Annotated in this window: 15 protein-coding genes and 3 tRNA genes; 12 read left to right on the top strand and 6 right to left on the bottom strand. The window is 49.7% G+C overall.

The window, feature by feature from the left end; translation table 11 throughout:
* Positions 1–2,034, top strand: coding sequence for an NAD-dependent DNA ligase LigA (ligA, locus tag CWE09_RS05010; RefSeq protein WP_126802905.1), 2,034 nt, complete (start codon positions 1–3; stop codon positions 2,032–2,034).
* A gap of 19 nt (positions 2,035–2,053) precedes the next feature.
* Here ligA and CWE09_RS05005 read toward each other — a convergent pair whose 3' ends face one another.
* The 3 genes from CWE09_RS05005 to gloB all read right to left on the bottom strand — a co-directional run bounded on the left by CWE09_RS05005 (position 2,054) and on the right by gloB (position 5,061).
* Positions 2,054–2,566 (bottom strand): hypothetical protein, encoded by a 513-nt coding sequence (locus CWE09_RS05005; RefSeq protein WP_126802904.1) that lies wholly within the window; start codon positions 2,564–2,566, stop codon positions 2,054–2,056.
* A 2-nt stretch (positions 2,567–2,568) separates the two neighbouring features.
* Positions 2,569–4,176 (bottom strand): lytic transglycosylase, encoded by a 1,608-nt coding sequence (locus CWE09_RS05000; RefSeq protein ID WP_126802903.1) that lies wholly within the window; start codon positions 4,174–4,176, stop codon positions 2,569–2,571.
* A gap of 117 nt (positions 4,177–4,293) precedes the next feature.
* Complete coding sequence (gene gloB / locus CWE09_RS04995; protein WP_198679620.1) at positions 4,294–5,061, bottom strand: hydroxyacylglutathione hydrolase; 768 nt, start codon at positions 5,059–5,061, stop codon at positions 4,294–4,296.
* Between the two features lie 49 nt (positions 5,062–5,110).
* On the opposite strand from gloB, the gene CWE09_RS04990 reads away from it, so the two are divergent.
* The 5 genes from CWE09_RS04990 to CWE09_RS04970 all read left to right on the top strand — a co-directional run bounded on the left by CWE09_RS04990 (position 5,111) and on the right by CWE09_RS04970 (position 7,939).
* A complete protein-coding gene (locus CWE09_RS04990; RefSeq protein WP_157982814.1) occupies positions 5,111–5,842 on the top strand; it encodes a class I SAM-dependent methyltransferase in 732 nt (243 codons plus the stop codon).
* An 87-nt stretch (positions 5,843–5,929) separates the two neighbouring features.
* Entirely contained in the window at positions 5,930–6,679 is a 750-nt protein-coding gene (locus CWE09_RS04985; protein WP_126802900.1) for a sulfite exporter TauE/SafE family protein, read from the top strand.
* A gap of 25 nt (positions 6,680–6,704) precedes the next feature.
* Positions 6,705–7,100 (top strand): rhodanese-like domain-containing protein, encoded by a 396-nt coding sequence (locus CWE09_RS04980; RefSeq protein WP_126802899.1) that lies wholly within the window; start codon positions 6,705–6,707, stop codon positions 7,098–7,100.
* Positions 7,101–7,112: 12 nt separating this feature from the next.
* Positions 7,113–7,529, top strand: coding sequence for a YeeE/YedE family protein (locus tag CWE09_RS04975; RefSeq protein WP_126802898.1), 417 nt, complete (start codon positions 7,113–7,115; stop codon positions 7,527–7,529).
* Positions 7,529–7,939, top strand: coding sequence for a DUF6691 family protein (locus tag CWE09_RS04970; RefSeq protein ID WP_126802897.1), 411 nt, complete (start codon positions 7,529–7,531; stop codon positions 7,937–7,939). The genes CWE09_RS04975 and CWE09_RS04970 overlap by 1 nt, the downstream gene beginning before the upstream one ends.
* Here the strand turns inward: CWE09_RS04970 and rnhA are convergent.
* Positions 7,936–8,409 carry a ribonuclease HI gene (gene rnhA, locus CWE09_RS04965; protein ID WP_126802896.1) on the bottom strand — a complete coding sequence of 158 codons (474 nt, stop codon included), beginning with the start codon at positions 8,407–8,409 and terminating at the stop codon, positions 7,936–7,938. The two genes, CWE09_RS04970 and rnhA, sit on opposite strands and share 4 nt — an antisense overlap.
* 79 nt (positions 8,410–8,488) lie before the next feature.
* On the opposite strand from rnhA, the gene dnaQ reads away from it, so the two are divergent.
* The 5 genes from dnaQ to CWE09_RS04940 all read left to right on the top strand — a co-directional run bounded on the left by dnaQ (position 8,489) and on the right by CWE09_RS04940 (position 10,926).
* Positions 8,489–9,226, top strand: a complete 738-nt coding sequence (dnaQ, locus tag CWE09_RS04960; protein WP_126802895.1) for a DNA polymerase III subunit epsilon — start codon at positions 8,489–8,491, stop codon at positions 9,224–9,226.
* Entirely contained in the window at positions 9,208–10,473 is a 1,266-nt protein-coding gene (locus CWE09_RS04955; RefSeq protein WP_126802894.1) for a TIGR03503 family protein, read from the top strand. The genes dnaQ and CWE09_RS04955 overlap by 19 nt, the downstream gene beginning before the upstream one ends.
* A 140-nt stretch (positions 10,474–10,613) precedes the next feature.
* Positions 10,614–10,690, top strand: a tRNA-Asp gene (locus CWE09_RS04950).
* 44 nt (positions 10,691–10,734) lie between these two features.
* Positions 10,735–10,811: transfer RNA gene (locus tag CWE09_RS04945), tRNA-Asp, on the top strand.
* A gap of 38 nt (positions 10,812–10,849) precedes the next feature.
* Positions 10,850–10,926: transfer RNA gene (locus CWE09_RS04940), tRNA-Asp, on the top strand.
* Positions 10,927–11,021: 95 nt separating this feature from the next.
* On the opposite strand, the gene CWE09_RS04935 is transcribed toward CWE09_RS04940, so the two are convergent.
* Positions 11,022–12,605, bottom strand: coding sequence for a methyl-accepting chemotaxis protein (locus CWE09_RS04935; RefSeq protein ID WP_126802893.1), 1,584 nt, complete (start codon positions 12,603–12,605; stop codon positions 11,022–11,024).
* 85 nt (positions 12,606–12,690) lie between these two features.
* Positions 12,691–14,019 carry a sensor domain-containing diguanylate cyclase gene (locus CWE09_RS04930; protein ID WP_126802892.1) on the bottom strand — a complete coding sequence of 443 codons (1,329 nt, stop codon included), beginning with the start codon at positions 14,017–14,019 and terminating at the stop codon, positions 12,691–12,693.
* A gap of 188 nt (positions 14,020–14,207) precedes the next feature.
* Between CWE09_RS04930 and dnaE the strand changes: the two genes are divergently transcribed.
* On the top strand, positions 14,208–17,687 hold the full coding sequence (gene dnaE / locus CWE09_RS04925) for a DNA polymerase III subunit alpha (RefSeq protein ID WP_126802891.1): 3,480 nt from the start codon (positions 14,208–14,210) through the stop codon (positions 17,685–17,687).
* Positions 17,688–17,691 lie beyond the last annotated feature (4 nt).

Raw genomic sequence — 17,691 nt, 5'->3', positions numbered from 1 at the left:
ATGTCAGAACTAACCGAACAGGCCAGCCTTGAAAAAGAGCTGGCCGATTTACGCCAGCGTCTGCAGCAATACAGCTACGAATACTATGTACTGGATCAGCCTAGTGTCCCGGATGCGGAATATGACCGCCTGTTTGAGCGTCTGCAGCAGATCGAAGAAGAGCATCCGGCTCTTGTCAGTGACAGTTCACCCACCCGTAAAGTCGGTGCGCCTCCAGCGGGTGCTTTTGCCACTGTAACTCATGAAGTGCCCATGCTGTCGCTGGACAATGCCTTTGATGAGACCTCCATGAATGCCTTTTTACAGCGTATAGAAGAGCGTTTGCAAACCCGGCCAGTGGCCTGGTGTGCCGAGCCCAAGCTGGACGGTGCTGCCGTCAGTATCTTGTATGAAGACGGCAAGCTGGTGCAGGCGGCGACCCGGGGCGATGGTTACAAAGGCGAAAATATCACCAGTAACGTGCGCACTATTCGCAATGTTCCTTTGCAGCTACGCGGGGACTTTCCGCAACGCTTAGAAGTTCGGGGCGAAGTGTTTATGCCTTTGGCTGGTTTTGAAAAATTTAATGAGAAAGCACGTCAACAGGGCGACAAAGTATTTGCTAATCCGCGCAATGCAGCTGCTGGAAGTTTGCGTCAGCTGGACTCCCGTATTACCGCCCAACGACCTTTACAGTTTTATGCTTACGCGATGGGCCAGGTTGAACCGCAACGCCAGTTGGACGATGACAGTCACTATCAGCGTTTGCTGCAGCTAAAAAAATGGGGCTTGCCGGTATGTCCGCAGACCCGTCGGCTATCGGATAGCAAAGACTGTGAGGCTTATTACAAAAAGCTAGGTGAAGAGCGCGCTGGTTTGCCTTATGAAATTGATGGTGTGGTGTTTAAAGTCGATGCTATTGAAGGCCAGCAACAGCTGGGTTTTGTATCTCGGGCTCCCCGTTGGGCCATTGCCTATAAGTTTCCCGCGCAGGAACAGCTGACCTGGTTACGTGGTGTTGACTTTCAGGTTGGCCGGACTGGTGCAATTACCCCAGTGGCACGGCTTGAACCGGTCACTGTTGCGGGCGTAACGGTGTCGAACGCTACTTTGCATAATGCCGATGAAATTGAACGTTTAGGGGTTCGTATTGGCGACAGAGTCACGGTGAGACGTGCTGGCGATGTCATTCCTCAGGTTGTCGGGGTGGTGCTGGATGAGCGCCCGCAGGAAACATCAGCTATTGAGTTTCCTACGCAATGTCCGGTGTGCGACTCAGCGATAGAACGAGTGGAAGGCGAAGCAGTTGCTCGTTGCAGTGGTGGCTTATACTGCGCAGCCCAGCGCAAACAGGCCCTGATGCATTATGCTTCGCGTAAAGCTATGGACATAGATGGCCTGGGCGACAAGTTGATCGATGCTTTGGTGGAGCGCGACTGGGTGAAGAGTCCGGCGGATTTGTATCACCTGCAGGTGCGGGAGTTAGCGAGTTTGCCGCGTATGGGTGAAAAATCGGCGCGCAACCTGGTAGAGGCCATTGATAAGAGCCGTGAAACTACGCTGGCACGTTTTTTATATAGCCTGGGCATTCGTGAAGTGGGAGAGGCGACAGCACAGTCGCTGGCGGCGCATTTTGCTGATTTAAAAGCGCTTATGCAGGCGGATCCTGAATCTCTGCAAGAGGTGCCGGATGTTGGCGTTATTGTGGCTGAACACTTGTACCAGTTCTTTCGTGAAGGCCATAATATAGAAATTATTAAGGCACTGACCGAGGGCGATAAAGCAGTACGATGGCCTCAGGTCGAAGCGGCAAGTGCTGATGATAAACCCCTGGCAGGGCATACTTATGTATTGACTGGTAGTTTAAGCAGTATGACCCGGGAGGAAGCAAAAGCGCAGTTGATGGCGCTGGGAGCTAAAGTAACGGGCAGTGTGTCGGCCAGTACTACAGCACTGATCGCAGGCGATAAGGCCGGGTCTAAATTAAGCAAAGCCGAGGCTTTGGGCGTGGAAGTGCTGAATGAGGAGCAACTGGCAACCTTGTTACAAAGCTGAAACCATTAGCCGTGCCTGCTTAATTGGCGCGGCGAATGGACAGATCGCGTAAGGTGCTTTCAGCAATAACATGACCCAGACCCTCTTCACTAAGCTCAAATCGAATACGTGGGTGAGCGCTATCGAAGAGGAACTGGCGATCATTAATACGCAACCGCATGCCGTAGGCAATGTCGCTGGCCTGAAAAAGCTCTATTTCGTAATCTTCGATGTTGATTTGAAAATGAGTAACCGGCTTCTGGCTAAAGTCGCTGACAAAAGCTTGTCCGCGACCATCCAGATTAATAATCAGGTTATATGCTTTTGGCGGTTTTTTCATATACAACTGCTCAGAACCCGCGCGAAAATACCAGCCTCTGCTATTTTCCTGAAAGCCTAGCAGCATATTAATGTCGCTCTGTTGCCCGTCCATAGTGGTTACTGTTCCTGTCATACGGTAGGAAAAGCCCCGGTCAGCAGTTTCGGCATTAACGGGCGTCAGAAACAACCCGAAGAACAATGCGCAACATAGCGTAGCGATAAACAACTTCATAATTAAATATTAACCCGGGTTACATCAACATAAAGTGTCAGTTGTTGACCAGGTTGCAGGAAGCGATCACGGCTAATCTGATTCCAGCGTTCGATGTCAGCAATGCTGACACTGAAACGGTTGGCAATACGGTCCAGTGAGTCACCTGAACGCACCCGGTATTGTACCGTGCGCACTACGGCTTCACGTTGACTGCTGGTAGGACGTTCGTCGCGCCAGATAGCCAGAGTTTGCCCTGGACGTAAAAAGTCGCCAGGTGCCATATTATTCCAGCTGGCCAGACTACGTATTGGCACCTGATAAGTACGGCTGAGATCCCATAAGGTGTCGCCGGATTTTACCTGGTGATCAATGCGGTGGTTACCGCGGGAACGATTCTGACTGCTGGTACGGCGTTGTTCAGCGGTGAGTGTGTATTCGGTTAAATCAAGGGAGGACACTGGGATCATCAGGTGGTCGCCCTGACGGATAACATGACCGTCAATATCATTAGCCAGCTGGATTGCCCGGGTGGTGGTGCCGTATCGGTTAGCTATCACAATCAGGCTTTCACCACGTTGAACTTCATGGCGTTGCCAGTTGACCCAGTCCTGAGGGTCGGTTGCGCCCATTTGCTGACTGAATTGCTCCGCATTAGCGATGGGCAATAAAAGATGGTGGGGACCATCGGGGCTGGTGGCCCAACGATTATAACCGGAGTTAAATCGATGCAGTTCAGCCAGTGTCATGCCTGACATTTCAGCGGCCTGCGCCAGATCTATTTGTTGTCCTACATCTATAATGGTGGTTACTGGCTGATTAGCTACGTAGCGCCAGTTCATATCATGTTCATTGCTGTTCAGTAGCAATTCTGACAGGGCCAGAACCTTAGGCACATAGTTTTGTGTTTCACGGGGCAGGCTGAGAGACCAGAAATCAGTATCTTTGCCGGCCTGTCGATTGGCTCGAATTGCATTAGCAACACGGCCCTGGCCGCCATTATAAGCCGCTATGGCGTGCAACCAGTCACCGTCGAAAATGCGGTGTAATCGTTCCAGGTAATCCAAAGCGGTTTCAGTTGAAGCCATGATATCGCGGCGTCCATCGTACCACCAGTTGATATCCAGGCCGTAATGAGTGGCGGTGCTTGGAATGAACTGCCAAATTCCTGACGCGCTGCCATGCGAGTAGGCAAAGGTGTCGTAAGCGCTTTCGACGACAGGGACCATTACCAGTTCCAGAGGCAAGTCACGTTTTTCAATTTCTTCGACAATCAGGTATAGAAATGGCGCCGCTCGCTGAGCCACGCGGTCAATATAATTAGGGTGTCTTTTGTACCAGTTCAGGTGGGTAAGTACCCGCTCATTCTGCGGTATATCCAATTGCATTTGTAATCGAATCCGGTCCCACAGGTCAGCCTGTTGCTGCGGTGACAACGAGGTTGAACCCTGCGCTGGCGGCTGTTCATGACTGGGAGCATTCAGCGCATACAAAGCCAGGCCTTCATTCATTTCATGGGTCTTATCCTCAGTAGTATAGGGTTCTGAGGTGAGGTAATCATTTACCCAATGTGTAGCCTGGCAGCCGGAAAGCAACAAAGTGCCAAGCATAGTGATACAAAGTTTTTTCATAGAAGACCTTTATTTTAGCGCACCGCTTTAATGTCAAAATTCCCGCATATAATTATTCAGCGCATCCTGCGCCGTTATCTTAAGCAATTCTTGGGCCAATAGGCAATTTTCAGGCAATCAGAAATTATCTTTCCATTCGCGAATACAGGCAAACACTTCAACTTCGTCGGCTAATGAAGTCTGTGCGTACCGTTGAGCTGATTGCTGCACACTGAACAAATGGCAACGCAGGAAAGGATTAATTTTGCGTTCCAGCCGGAGCGTGGATGGCACAGTAATCTCATTCGCCTGTCGACGTTCTGCTACCCATTGTTGATGGCTGGATATTGCCTGGTTATCCGGTTCCACTGCTTTTGCAAACTCAAGATTAGCCGCAGTATATTCATGGGCGCAGTATACCAGAGTCTCGTCCGGCAGTGCTTTAAAGCGGCGTAAGCTTTTTATAAATTGCTCAGGAGTGCCTTCAAACATACGGCCACATCCTGCAGAAAATAAAGTATCGCCACAAAATAGCAAGGGTGCAGAATAAAAAGCAATATGGCCGTTAGTGTGACCCGGGCAGTCGATAATATTAAAAGTCAGGTTGAGTACGGTTAGCGGCAGGGAGTCACCACCCCTGAGCTTATCGGTAACGCCGCTGATATCTTCTTCTGCCGGACCATAGACAGGCATAGCATAACGATCAGTGAGTGCCTGAATACCGCCTGTATGGTCATGGTGGTGATGGGTAATAAGCAAAGCTGCCGGGGTTAATTGATGCTCTGCTAAAAACTTCATTACAGGCTGGGCATCACCGGGGTCTACAATGACGCATTGAGTACTGTCTTTTGGCTGCAGAATCCAGATATAGTTATCGTTAAAAGCTGGTATGGCATGTATATGCATAATGGTCATTCCTGCTTGCTTTAAAAACCTTAGTATAAGGGGCTTTCGCATGCTAATAAAACCCGCTCTGATAGAGCAGGTCCTGACGTCACCCAAAAGCTGGCAACAATTGCCGCATGGAAAGTGGCTACAACGGCTACAACGGGAGGCCTTACAACCTCACTGGGCAAGCATGGCCGGCAATTATGCTTTGCAACTGGGCCCATTGAGCAATGGTGTTGCCGGAGGCTGTAAAGCAATTGAAAAAATCACTGTGCATAACAGCAGTGATGCCAGAGTCCGGGCGGATCTGAGTGCTTTGCCATTCGCCCGTCGCAGTATCGACATCGTGGTGATGGCTCATGTTCTGGAATACCAGAAAGACCCGCATCAGGTGCTGCGTGAAGCTGACCGTGTCTTAGCCTTTGATGGCTATATGGTACTGACTTTGTATAACCCGCTTAGCCTGGCTAGCCTGACCGGACTCTGGCCTGGTAATCGGCATCGACCGCCTTGGTCTGGGCGCTACTTTAGCAAAGGGCGTATTCAGGACTGGCTTGGTTTATTGAATTACGAGGTCGTGGTTGAAGGATACCTGGGTAACAGTGCATTAAGCTCTTTATCCAAAGACCCGGAGCGGGGCACTAGTTGGCTGCTGCAGCAAGCTCCTGTATTAAGATGTTGCTATTACATAGTGGCGCGGAAGCGGGTCTTTCCGTTGAAACTGCAACCTTCTTTTTTACGTTTTGCTCAGCCAGCGCAGGTGCCGGGTACGGCGCAGGCACGTAGCCACTTCAAATAATTACTTCTGACTGTTAATGAAAAACTTGTAATTCAATTTGGGAATATGTATATTTCAAAATTGAATATAAGAAATGAGGAATTATCGGTGACTGCTCTTTTAGGTGCTTTAATAATAGGCCTGAGTCTGGGGTTGTTTGGCTCCGGAGGCTCGATACTTACGGTACCGGTGCTGTTGTACCTGCTGGGACAGGATCCCCAGGTGGCGATTGCCTCCTCGCTGTTAATAGTGGGTGGGATCAGCCTGTTGGGGTCGGTGCAAAATGGCTGGAAAAGGCTTATTAGCTGGCGCCATGTGCTTTATTTTGGTGTGCCTGGCATTTTTGGTACCTGGCTGGGCGCTTTAGCAGGTCTGGTCGTTGATGCGCGCTGGCAGCTGCTTGTTTTTGCTCTTTTGATGGCGGTAGCGGCTGTTTTCATGTGGCGTTCGCGCTTACCTGAATTAAACGCTGCTAGCAAAATAAAACCTTTGAAAATTATTTTTGAAGGCTTGGCTGTCGGTGCTATCACAGGTTTTGTCGGAGTGGGTGGTGGTTTTCTTATTGTGCCAGCGCTAGTGCTGATTGGTGGTTTAAGTCTTCCGGTAGGAGTAGCCACCAGCCTGGTTATTATTGCGATGAAGTCATTGGTTGGTTTTACACAGTATTATGTACCTATGCAGCAGGCTGGTTACGAATTTGATTTGAAAGTTATTTTGGTCATGATTCTCGCAGGTGCGATAGGTAGCTATGCGGGAGGTTGGATAGGTCGGCGATTAGCAACTGAAAAGTTGCAAAAAGGTTTTGCTGGTTTCCTTCTGATCATGGCTATAGTGGTTATTTATCAATCCGTTTTATAAATGTTAGCAATAACAGGAGATAGCTATGAAAACAGTTCAACAACTGGTTGCTGAGGTGAAGCAGCGAATTCAGGAAGTGAGTACCGATGACCTGGCTCAGTTAGACAATAATGACGCATTGATTATTGATGTACGCGAGCCTGCGGAGTATGCCGAGGGACACATCGCTGAGGCCATTAACCTGCCTCGTGGAGTGCTTGAATTTCAATTGAGCAGCCATCCCGCGGTTGCGGCCAGTGGTTGTGCGCCTGAGGTAGCGTTGCAACAGTTGCAGGATCGCCCGCTCTATCTAATCTGCCGTTCAGGTGGGCGTTCAGCATTGGCTGCCGCTGCTTTGCAGGATATGGGTTTAAACAAGGTATTCTCGGTTTCGGGCGGTATGCAGGCCTGGAAGCAGGAAAATAAAAACGTCACTGGTTAAAGGTAACTGTTAATGCAAAATTTCACTCCGTTCAGCGCATTGATCGGCGGTGCCATGATCGGCCTGGGGGCTATTTTAATGTATGCCCTGATAGGCCGGGTTGCGGGCATCTCTGGTATTGCAAGCAATGCTATTTTCAGTCGCCAGGGGCGTAGTTGGCGCTTAGCTTTTGTGTTGGGTCTCTTGCTCGGACCTTTGCTGGTTGCCGCCACACTGGGCGACTTTACTTATAGTACGCCACCACTTGACTGGCGGGTTGTAGTGGCTGGGTTACTGGTTGGCCTGGGTACTGGTTGGGGTGCGGGCTGTACTTCAGGGCATGGTATTTGCGGTATTGGCCGTTTTTCGCCGCGTTCTCTGGTAGCTACTCTGATTTTTATGCTGGTAGGCATGCTGGTCGCTAGTCTGGTGCATGGAGGCTTAATCTGATGCCAATTTTAATTGCTTTTTTATGTGGCCTGTTAATGTCGGCCGGGATTGCGGTTTCGCAAATGATAGACCCTCAGAAAGTATTGGGTTTTCTGAACCTGGCGGGTGACTGGGATCCTAGCCTGGCGCTGGTCATGGTGGGCGCGCTTATTGTTTATACACTTGGTTATCAGTTACTGAAAAAGCGTACTAAACCGGTTTACGAAGCGCGCTTTGCGACCCCTTCCAGTCGGCTCATTAACAAACCGCTGGTCGTTGGGGCGGTGATTTTTGGATTGGGCTGGGGCCTGGTAGGTTATTGCCCTGGACCGGCTATTGCCGCGCTTCCATCGGGTAGTTCAGGCACTTTAGTGTTTGTTGCCATGATGATACTAGGCTGGTTTATCAGTCGCCGTCTGTTTATTCGTTAAGCGTTCGGCTGATAGCCTTTGTCCTCTTTATGAGGGCCATTTTCTGCGGCTTGCCGGGCAAGCGTGTCACAACGCTCGTTCTCGGCATGCCCGGAATGACCTTTAACCCAGTGCCAGTTGATTTTATGGCGGGTTATGGCCTCATCTAATTGCTTCCATAAGTCCTGATTTTTAACAGGTTGCCGGTTTGACGTACGCCAGTTCTTTTTCTTCCAGCCATCAATCCACTTAGTAATGCCCTGACGGACATATTCGCTGTCTGTGTATAGTTCTATCTGACAGCCGTTTTTAAGGGTATTCAGTGCCACTACGGTCGCCATGAGCTCCATGCGGTTGTTGGTGGTCAGGCGAAAAGCAGCAGCCAGCTCTTTTTCATGTTTGCCATAACGTAGTATAGCGCCATAACCTCCGGGACCTGGATTGCCCAGGCAGGAGCCATCGGTAAAAATACTAACCTGCTTTGTTGTCATGCTTCTTCTCGGTTCCTGATGTTGTTACTATAAGCTGCAAATGCCAGCAGAGTATACGCAGGAACTGAGGTCGGAACAAATGCAGGATATTACGGAATCAAAGGTAAGTCGCCAGATCGTACTGGACACTGAAACTACGGGTATTGACCCGCGTCAGGGGCATCGAATTATAGAAATTGGTTGCGTCGAATTAATTGATCGCAAATTAACGGGTAATCATTTTCACGTTTATCTTAACCCTGAGCGTCTGGTAGAGCAGGAAGCCATTAATATTCATGGAATTACCAATGAATATCTGGAAGACAAACCGGTATTTGCTCAGGTTGCCGATGAATTCATTGAGTTTATCCACGGCGCCGAACTGGTGATTCATAACGCGCCTTTTGACGTCGGCCATATGGACGCTGAGTTTCAGCGTATGCAGCCGGGCAAAGGTTTTACTAAAGATTATGCCAGCGTACTCGATACTCTGGCCCTGGCACGGACGCTGTATCCGGGACAACGGGCCAGTCTGGATGCATTGTGTAAACGTTTTGATATTGATAATTCGCACCGCGAACTGCACGGGGCCTTGCTGGATGCGGAAATATTAGCGGATGTTTACCTTTGGATGACTGGAGGGCAACGAAAGCTGTCTCTGGCGGGTAAAGGTAAAGGGGAGAAAAGCATTGATCATGATGCGATTCGGCGTTTGCCGGAACAACGCTCAGCATTAAAGGTTTTAGCTGCATCTGCCGATGAAGAAGAAGCGCACAGGCAACGTCTTGAGCAACTTATTGCAAGCGGAGGAAAATCGCTTTGGCCCGGTTCAGCTTAACCTGTTTCATCACTGCAGCCCTGGCTGTTTTTTTAGCCATAGCCCCAGCTATGGCTAACGACACCCCCCAGAATCCAACCCGGGCCTTTCAGTTAGCGGAAGCGACACCGGACAATCAATTGCCGTTATTAGGCGATCGTTTCCGTATTGATTCGGCAGTGGATGAGATCAGCATGGTTTTTTTCCGCGATTACGGAACTCAGCCGGTGGTGCTGATTTTACCTGACGGAACCAAGTGGTATCACTCCCGTCATCCTGAGCATGTGCAGTGGGAAAGCGGTCCTGATTTCGATCAGGTGCGTATTGAACAGCCTATGCGCGGGCCCTGGCAGATTTCAGGTGCATTACGTCCGGAAAGCCGGGTGATGATCACTTCGGATATTCAGTTTCATGCAGATTCGTTACCACCAGTTGTTTTTGCTGGTGAAACGCTGCGTATTACGGGTACATTTACAGAAGCTGGCGAACCTATACCGCAGCGCGACTTTCGTAGCGTCATTACTACCCGATTATTTTTGGTAAGCACCAATAATCCTGAGTATGAAAATTTTGGTGTGCCACCGCGGGAATTAGCTGAGTTTCGGGATGACGGTCGCGGCATGGACGCGCGGGCGCGCGACGGTATTTTTACCGGGGAAATAGATTTTAATGTAACACCGGGTGAGTACATTCCTTCTTATCGTGCAGAAACGCCATTATTTCGCCGCAACTACGAGCAGGATCCTATAGTGGTTAAATCCTTGCCTGTGACTTTGCATGTCGAGGCTGGGCCTCGTGAAGAACAACCTCATATGCTTGAAATCAGCTTGAGCGAAGATCAGCTGCAGGTGGATGATGTCATTATTCGGGGAGATATTGAATACCCTAATGGGGAAGTACAGCGGCTGGACATCAGAACCCGACAGGGTGATTCTTTGCGCCAACGTATACCCAACTATGTATTTGGAACTTTTGCTATCAACCTGGAGATTTTCGCAACTGCCCGGGACGGTCGTGAATTTGCTGCTCAAGTTCCTACGTATGAATTTTCCGCACGTCGACCTGAGCCGCCACCTCCAACAGAACAGGAACTGGCTCAGCAACGTTCTGCAGAACGTCAGGCACAACAGCAACAGCGCATTGAGGCAGAGAAGCAGGAAATCAGACAACGCCGTACATTGATTATTCTGGTGATTGCTTTTAATGGAGTACTGGTGCTGGCCTGGATAGGTTACCTCTGGTGGCGTCAGCGGAAGCTGAAAAAGTAATAATCATAGGTTTTTGGCGATTTCGTGTGCAAACAGGCACAAAGCGTCAAAAAATGGTTGACTCGCTGACGGCAGACTCGTATTATCTCGCCGCGTTGAGGGCAAACACTAGCTGTTTTAAATCAACGCAGAGAAGATGCGGAGTGGTAGTTCAGTTGGTTAGAATGCCGGCCTGTCACGCCGGAGGTCGCGGGTTCAAGTCCCGTCCACTCCGCCATTTTTTCGCTTACAGTCAATTATCATTTGCAGCATCCAGAATGCGGAGTGGTAGTTCAGTTGGTTAGAATGCCGGCCTGTCACGCCGGAGGTCGCGGGTTCAAGTCCCGTCCACTCCGCCAACTGCAATTTGATAAGACACTGTAAATCACTGCTTTATGGAGTGGTAGTTCAGTTGGTTAGAATGCCGGCCTGTCACGCCGGAGGTCGCGGGTTCAAGTCCCGTCCACTCCGCCAACATCCTTCACCTTGTTTGTAGCCAGTTTCTGGCATTATCTAGCGGTATCAGGCCATTATTGCCTTTAGCTATGCTTAGTTTTACCTGTATCAGGTTAACGTACATTGTCGGTACGGGCAGCAAAACGCTGAATGAGTGAATACAGGTGCTGCGTTGTTTGCTCCAGTTCAACACTGGATTGGTAAGTCCCGGTAGCATTGTCCTGGCTTTGTTGGGCAATGCCAGAAATAGCAGCGATTTGTTGATTAATCTGGTCGGCGACTTCACTTTGTTCTTCGACGACGGTCGCCATCTGTAACGACGCGGTATTTATATCGGCGACTGAATGAGCAATAGTCCCCAGAGCAACCTCGGTTTGCTGTACCTTATCTACGCCATCATTTGCAACTTCCTCACCCTGCATGGAAACTTCAACCGCTTGTTCGGCTCTGCTTTTGAGATTGTTAACGATAGAGTGAATGTTTTCAGTTGACTCACGGGTGCGCTGTGCAAGAGAGCGAACTTCCTGTGCGACTACTGCAAAACCACGGCCATGTTCTCCCGCTCGTGCGGCTTCAATAGCTGCATTTAGTGCCAGCAGGTTGGTTTGATCTGCAATTTCTGAAATTAAATCAGCGGCCTGACCTATAGAGCTAGTCGAGTCTGCCAGCGCGCGGACGGTTTCAGCGACGCTGTGCACAGAATTATTCAGGCGCTGAATAGACTGCATAGCTTCCGATGCCAGGCCGGTGCTGGTGGTCACATAGTCTCCGGCGATACCAGCCTGTTTGCTATTATTTTCTACCTGGCCCGCCACTTCTACAATGGACGTAGCTAATTGATTAATTGCAGAAGCGGTTTGTTCAGTGGCCTGATTCTGTTGCTGAATAAGCTGGTTGCTTGACTCTGCCTGTTTGCGGGTCTGCGCGACAATACTATGCAACTGGGTTGCGGCATCGCTGATACGGGTGAGGGCGGTGCGGGTGCGGGCGGCTTCGCTCATCAGTACCAGGCTTAACTGGGCCTTCAGGCCGCGCCAGTCAGAATAAGTTTCCGCGACCAGGGGGTCAGCATAGGCTTCCGGGCGTTGTTGAAATAATTTTTGATAAATCGAGTTCTGTGCGCTTTGTTGCCAGACTAACGCGCCGAACCCCGCTAAACCTGCAATTACAGCAGACATAGTTCCGGTGCTGAATGCCAGTATAGCGCTGGCGACCAGAGTCGGAATGGCAATAGGCGCTAACTGAGATACCCAGCTTTTCAATTGCAGAACCGGGGAGATCGGTTTTTTGCCCTGATTGAGGCGTTGATACATTTTTAAAGCCCGACGCTTAGACGCGTTGTCCAGATTTACCCTCACTGATTCATAACCGATGATCTTATTGCCATCTTTAAGCGGTGTGACATAAGCGCTGACCCAGTAATGGTCGCCGTTTTTACAGCGGTTCTTAACCGCACCCATCCAGGGTTTCCCGGCTTTCAGGGTTTCCCACATCGCCTTATAAACCGGAGCCGGCATATCCGGGTGGCGGACAAGGTTATGCGGCGCACCTATTAGCTCCTCTTCGCTGAAACCACAGACGTCAATAAAGTCCTGATTGCAGTGGGTAATGACTCCCCGGGTATCTGTGGATGAAATGAGACGATAATGGGCAGGATAAATTTTTTCAACTTCGGTTACCGGTAAGTTCTTTCGCATGCTTACACCTGTAAAGCGGTTTCAAGGGGTAGAATAGGTACCCCAATAAGAGTGAGCATGTTTATATCAAAAGAGGTAGTTCTTTTTACTGACTCAGATCATGGAAGTGGCAGATCTGGTTGCGTCCCTTCTCTTTGGCTTTATACATTGCAAGGTCAGCGTAGCGAACCAGGGCGTCGGGCTCTGTTTCATCCTGTGGGTAGGTGGCGATGCCTATACTGGCAGAAAGCTCTACGGACTGGTTTTGTAAGGGGATAGGGCGACGGATAAAGTCGATAATTTGATTAATGCTGCGCATATATCCATGCGGCCCGGTATCGGCAATCAGGAGTACAAACTCGTCGCCCCCGATACGAGCTACCGTATCGGTATTACGCACTGATTTGAGCAGGCGTTTGGCGACCTGCTGCAATAGTTGGTCACCTGCTGAATGACCTAAGGTATCATTGACCGGTTTAAAATTATCCAGATCTATATAGACCACAGCCAGGCACTGGTGCTTACGTTTTGCCTGTTCAATGGCCATGTAAATGCGATCGGCGAAAAGCGCCCGGTTGGGCAGACCGGTCAGTGGGTCGTAATGGGCCAGTTGTTGCAGCCTTAGGCGTTGTTCCTTTAATGCATTTTCCAGGTTTTTTTGTTCGGTAGCGTCACTAATGTGGCCATGCCATAGAATGTTGCCGTCTGCTAATAGTTCAGGGGCAGCTTCACCACGAGCCCAGCGCAAGCCTCTTTTGTTGTGCTGAATACGAAAATCACAATGCCAGGTGCGTAATTGCCGTGCTGATTCTTGTATGCTGCGATGAAAAAGCTCTTTGTCTGCAGGGTGGATGTGACGGATAGCGATTTCAGCATCCTCGGCTACGGCGTCAGGCGAGACGCCGTATATGTCTTGAATACCTGCTGACACATAGGGGAAATAACACCTGCCATCGGGTTGCATAATCATTTGGTACAGCATACCTGGCACCCACTTACTGAGCCTGGAAAGCAGTTGGTCGCGTTGCTCCAATGCCATGGTCATGCTTTTTTCCCGGGTAATGTCATGCCAGGAGCCGACAATCCGGCGAGGGCTTCCATCGGAATGGCGAAGTACCCTCATTTGGTCATATATCCAGCGATACTGTCCGTCGGCATAACGAATGCGGTACTCATAACTGAGACTGCCGTGCTTTAGCAGTGCCTCATTGGCTTCGCTCTCGACGACCTGGTCGTCTGGGTGAATATTCTGGGTCCACCAGCCCGGCTCGGTAATTTTTTTTATCGGGTGCCCTGTAATGCTCTCGATATTCTCGCTGATCCAGTCCACGACAGGTATGTCATTTTGGTAAGACATGGTGTAAATCACTGAAGGGCACGTCGATAGCACCTCGTCTAGTTGCGCCTTAATACCCTGGCTGTTTTGTACTTCCATGAAAAGCCCTAGTCAATTGTTAAAAAATAGTAATCGTTAAGGTGTAGCAAATTTTTTACCGGCTGTTAACTTATTTAAGATATCCTTGCGACGAGTGTCGTTTTACAAAGGTTGTCTTTCCCCAACCCAAGCTTTCAGGCACAATATGCAGCCTTATATAAGAGTATAAAAACCCAGGGTTTTTGTTTATGGACCAATCGCCAGCCTTTGTTCATCTGCGTGTACACAGCGATTTTTCGATGATCGACGGTGTGCAGAAAGTTGTGCCGCTCTGTCAGCGAGCTGCTGATCTTGGCATGCCTGCGATGGCTCTTACTGATCAAATGAATATGTGCGGCCTGGTGCGCTATTACCAGCAGTCCGAAAACCTGGGCATGAAACCTTTAATTGGGACGGATTTTTGGGTGCTTAGCGATGACTGGCCCGACAAGCCTTTCCGTTTGACTCTGCTAGCTGCCAATAATGAGGGCTACCAGAATATTACCGTGCTTATATCAAAGGCCTATCTTCGCGGCCATAAGCACGGCGTGCCCTGCATCGATCAAGGCTGGCTGGCTGAACATGCGCAGGGTGTTATTATTTTGTCCGGTGCACGGGAAGGGGATATCGGCTGCGCTTTGCTGCAACGTCAGGATAAGGCACTTTCCAATAGTCTGCAGTTCTACCAGCAGCATTTTGCTGACCACTTTTATATTGAGTTGATTCGCACGGGCAGGCCACAGGAAGAGGACTATCTACATGCGGCTGTAACGCTGGCGAGCCAGCATGACCTGCCCGTAGTGGCTACCAATGAAGTGGTGTTCCTGCATAGCAAAGACTTTGATGCCCATGAAATCCGGGTCGCTATTCATGATGGCTTCACCTTAGCGGATCCGCGCCGTCCCCAGCACTACAGTGAACAGCAGTATATGCGCAGTGCGGAAGAAATGCAGGAGTTGTTTGCAGACATTCCGGAAGCTTTGCAGAACACAGTGGAAATAGCCAAGCGCTGCAACGTCACCGTGCGCCTGAACGAATACTTTCTGCCCGATTTCCCAACCGGTGATATGAGCATTCCGGATTTCCTGATTAAAGTATCAGAGGAAGGGCTCGAAGAACGTTTGCAGTTTTTATTTCCAGATCCTGAACTCAGAGCTAAAGAGCGTCCAGCTTACGACGAGCGTTTACAGATCGAGCTTGAAGTAATCAATGACATGGGGTTCCCTGGTTACTTCCTGATCGTGATGGAATTTATTCAGTGGAGCAAAGATAACAACATTCCGGTCGGTCCTGGGCGGGGTTCCGGAGCGGGCTCGCTGGTTGCTTATGCGCTCAAAATCACCGATCTTGACCCACTTGAGTTTGATTTACTGTTTGAACGTTTTTTGAATCCAGAACGGGTTTCCATGCCGGATTTTGATGTCGACTTTTGCATGGATCGGCGCGATGAAGTGATTGACCATGTGGCCGATCTCTATGGCCGCGACGCGGTATCCCAGATTATTACTTTCGGAACCATGGCAGCAAAAGCGGCAGTGCGCGATGTTGGCCGGGTACTGAGCCACCCTTATGGGTTTGTAGACCGTATTTCTAAACTTATTCCGGGCACGCCTGGAATGACTTTGTCGAAAGCCTTTGAAGAAGAACCTCGACTGCCACAGCTGTATGATGAAGATGGCGATGTCAAAGAACTCATTGATATGGCACGGCGTCTGGAAGGTGTAACCCGTAATGCGGGTAAACACGCTGGCGGTGTAGTAATTTCACCCACCAAGATAACCGACTTTTCGCCATTGTATTGCGATGAAGATGGCAACTTCCCGGTGACTCAGTTTGATAAAAACGACGTAGAAACGGCGGGCCTGGTCAAATTCGATTTCCTGGGTCTGCGCACGCTGACTATCATTCAGTGGGCACTGGATATGGTTAATCCGCGGCTGCAAAAGGAAGGTCGCGAAATTATTGATATTACTTCTATTCCGTTGAATGACGCTAAGTGTTTTCGTTCGCTGAAAAAAGCTGAAACCACAGCGGTTTTTCAGCTTGAATCACGGGGCATGAAAGAGCTGATAAAACGCCTGTTGCCGGATAGTTTTGAAGATATTATCGCTTTGGTTGCTTTATTTCGGCCCGGTCCTTTGCAGTCGGGCATGGTAGACAACTTTATTGACCGTAAACACGGACGGGAAAAGGTTTCCTATCCGGATCAGAACTACCAGCATGACTCGTTAATTCCCATTCTGGAACCGACCTACGGGGTCATTCTGTATCAAGAGCAGGTGATGCAGATTGCTCAGGTCATGGCGGGTTACAGTCTGGGCGCGGCGGATCTGTTGCGTCGGGCAATGGGTAAAAAGAAACCTGAAGAAATGGAAGTGCAGCGTGCGGTTTTTGAGAAGGGAGCCAAAGAGAACGGCATCGATCCTGATTTGGCAATTAAAATCTTCGATCTGGTAGAAAAGTTCGCAGGTTATGGTTTTAATAAATCACACTCCGCTGCTTATGCTCTGGTGTCATACCAAACCTTATGGATGAAGACGCATTTCCCGGCGGAATTCATGGCAGCGGTGATGTCGGCGGATATGGACAATACCGACAAAATAGTAACCCTGGTGGACGAATGTGAACGTATGGGGCTGACTATTTTGCCGCCCGACGTGAATAAAGGCGAATATAAATTCAGTGTTGATGAAGATCAGCGTGTGGTTTATGGCATTGGCGCTATCAAAGGCGTGGGTGAGGGCCCGATTGAATCTATTATCGAGGCGCGGGAGGCCGATGGGCCTTTTAGCGATCTTTTTGATTTCTGCCGTAGGGTAGACCTGAAAAAGCTGAATCGCCGGGTCATGGAGCGATTAATCAAGGCCGGTGCGCTGGATAACCTGGGACCACACCGGGCCACTTTAATGGCGAGCTTAAGCAAAGCCATGCGCCAGGCCGATCAACATGCTAAAGATGAAGCCAGGGGGCAAACGGATCTGTTTGGTGTGCTGACTACAGAACCGGAACAAATTGAAGCTGCTTTTGAAACAGTTTCACCATGGCCGGAACCACAATGGCTGGATGGTGAACGGGAAACTCTGGGACTTTATTTAACCGGACATCCTATTAACCGTTACCGGGCTGAGCTGAAACATTATTCCAGCGGCCGTCTTGCGGATTTAAATGAGACCGGACGGGGCAATCACGTAAGTAGTGCCGGGCTGGTGCTCGATGTCCGACCTATGGTAAATAAAAAAGGCCAGCGTTGGGCTATAGTGACTCTGGATGACAAGAGTGCCCGTCTTGATGTACGTTTGTATAATCAGGAATTTGAGAAACACGAAGAATTACTGCAAAAAGACCAGATTTTGTGGGTAAAAGGAGAAGTCCGATTTGATCAATACAGCGGGGGCAATACAATGACCGCTTATGATCTGATGACAATCGAACAGGCACGAGCACAATATGCTAAAGCGCTGGCCATTACCCTGGACCTGACCAGTGTTGCAGAGCAACAGCTGAAGGCGGTTGAACAGGCACTGCGTAATGCCAGTGGCGGCACTTGCCCCGTTACTATGCATTGTCAGCTGGAAACTGCCAGCGTAAATTTGAAGCCGGGCGCGGCATGGTATGTAGACCCGACAGACGCCCTGATGTATGAGCTTTGGGATATCCTTGGCGTAAGCCAGGTACACCTGGCCTTTTAACTGA

It is taken from the genome of Aliidiomarina minuta (assembly GCF_003987145.1).
Lineage (GTDB): Bacteria > Pseudomonadota > Gammaproteobacteria > Enterobacterales > Alteromonadaceae > Aliidiomarina > Aliidiomarina minuta.
The sequence above is the reverse complement of the archived record's forward strand: the minus strand, read 5'-3'. Positions and strand labels throughout refer to the sequence as shown.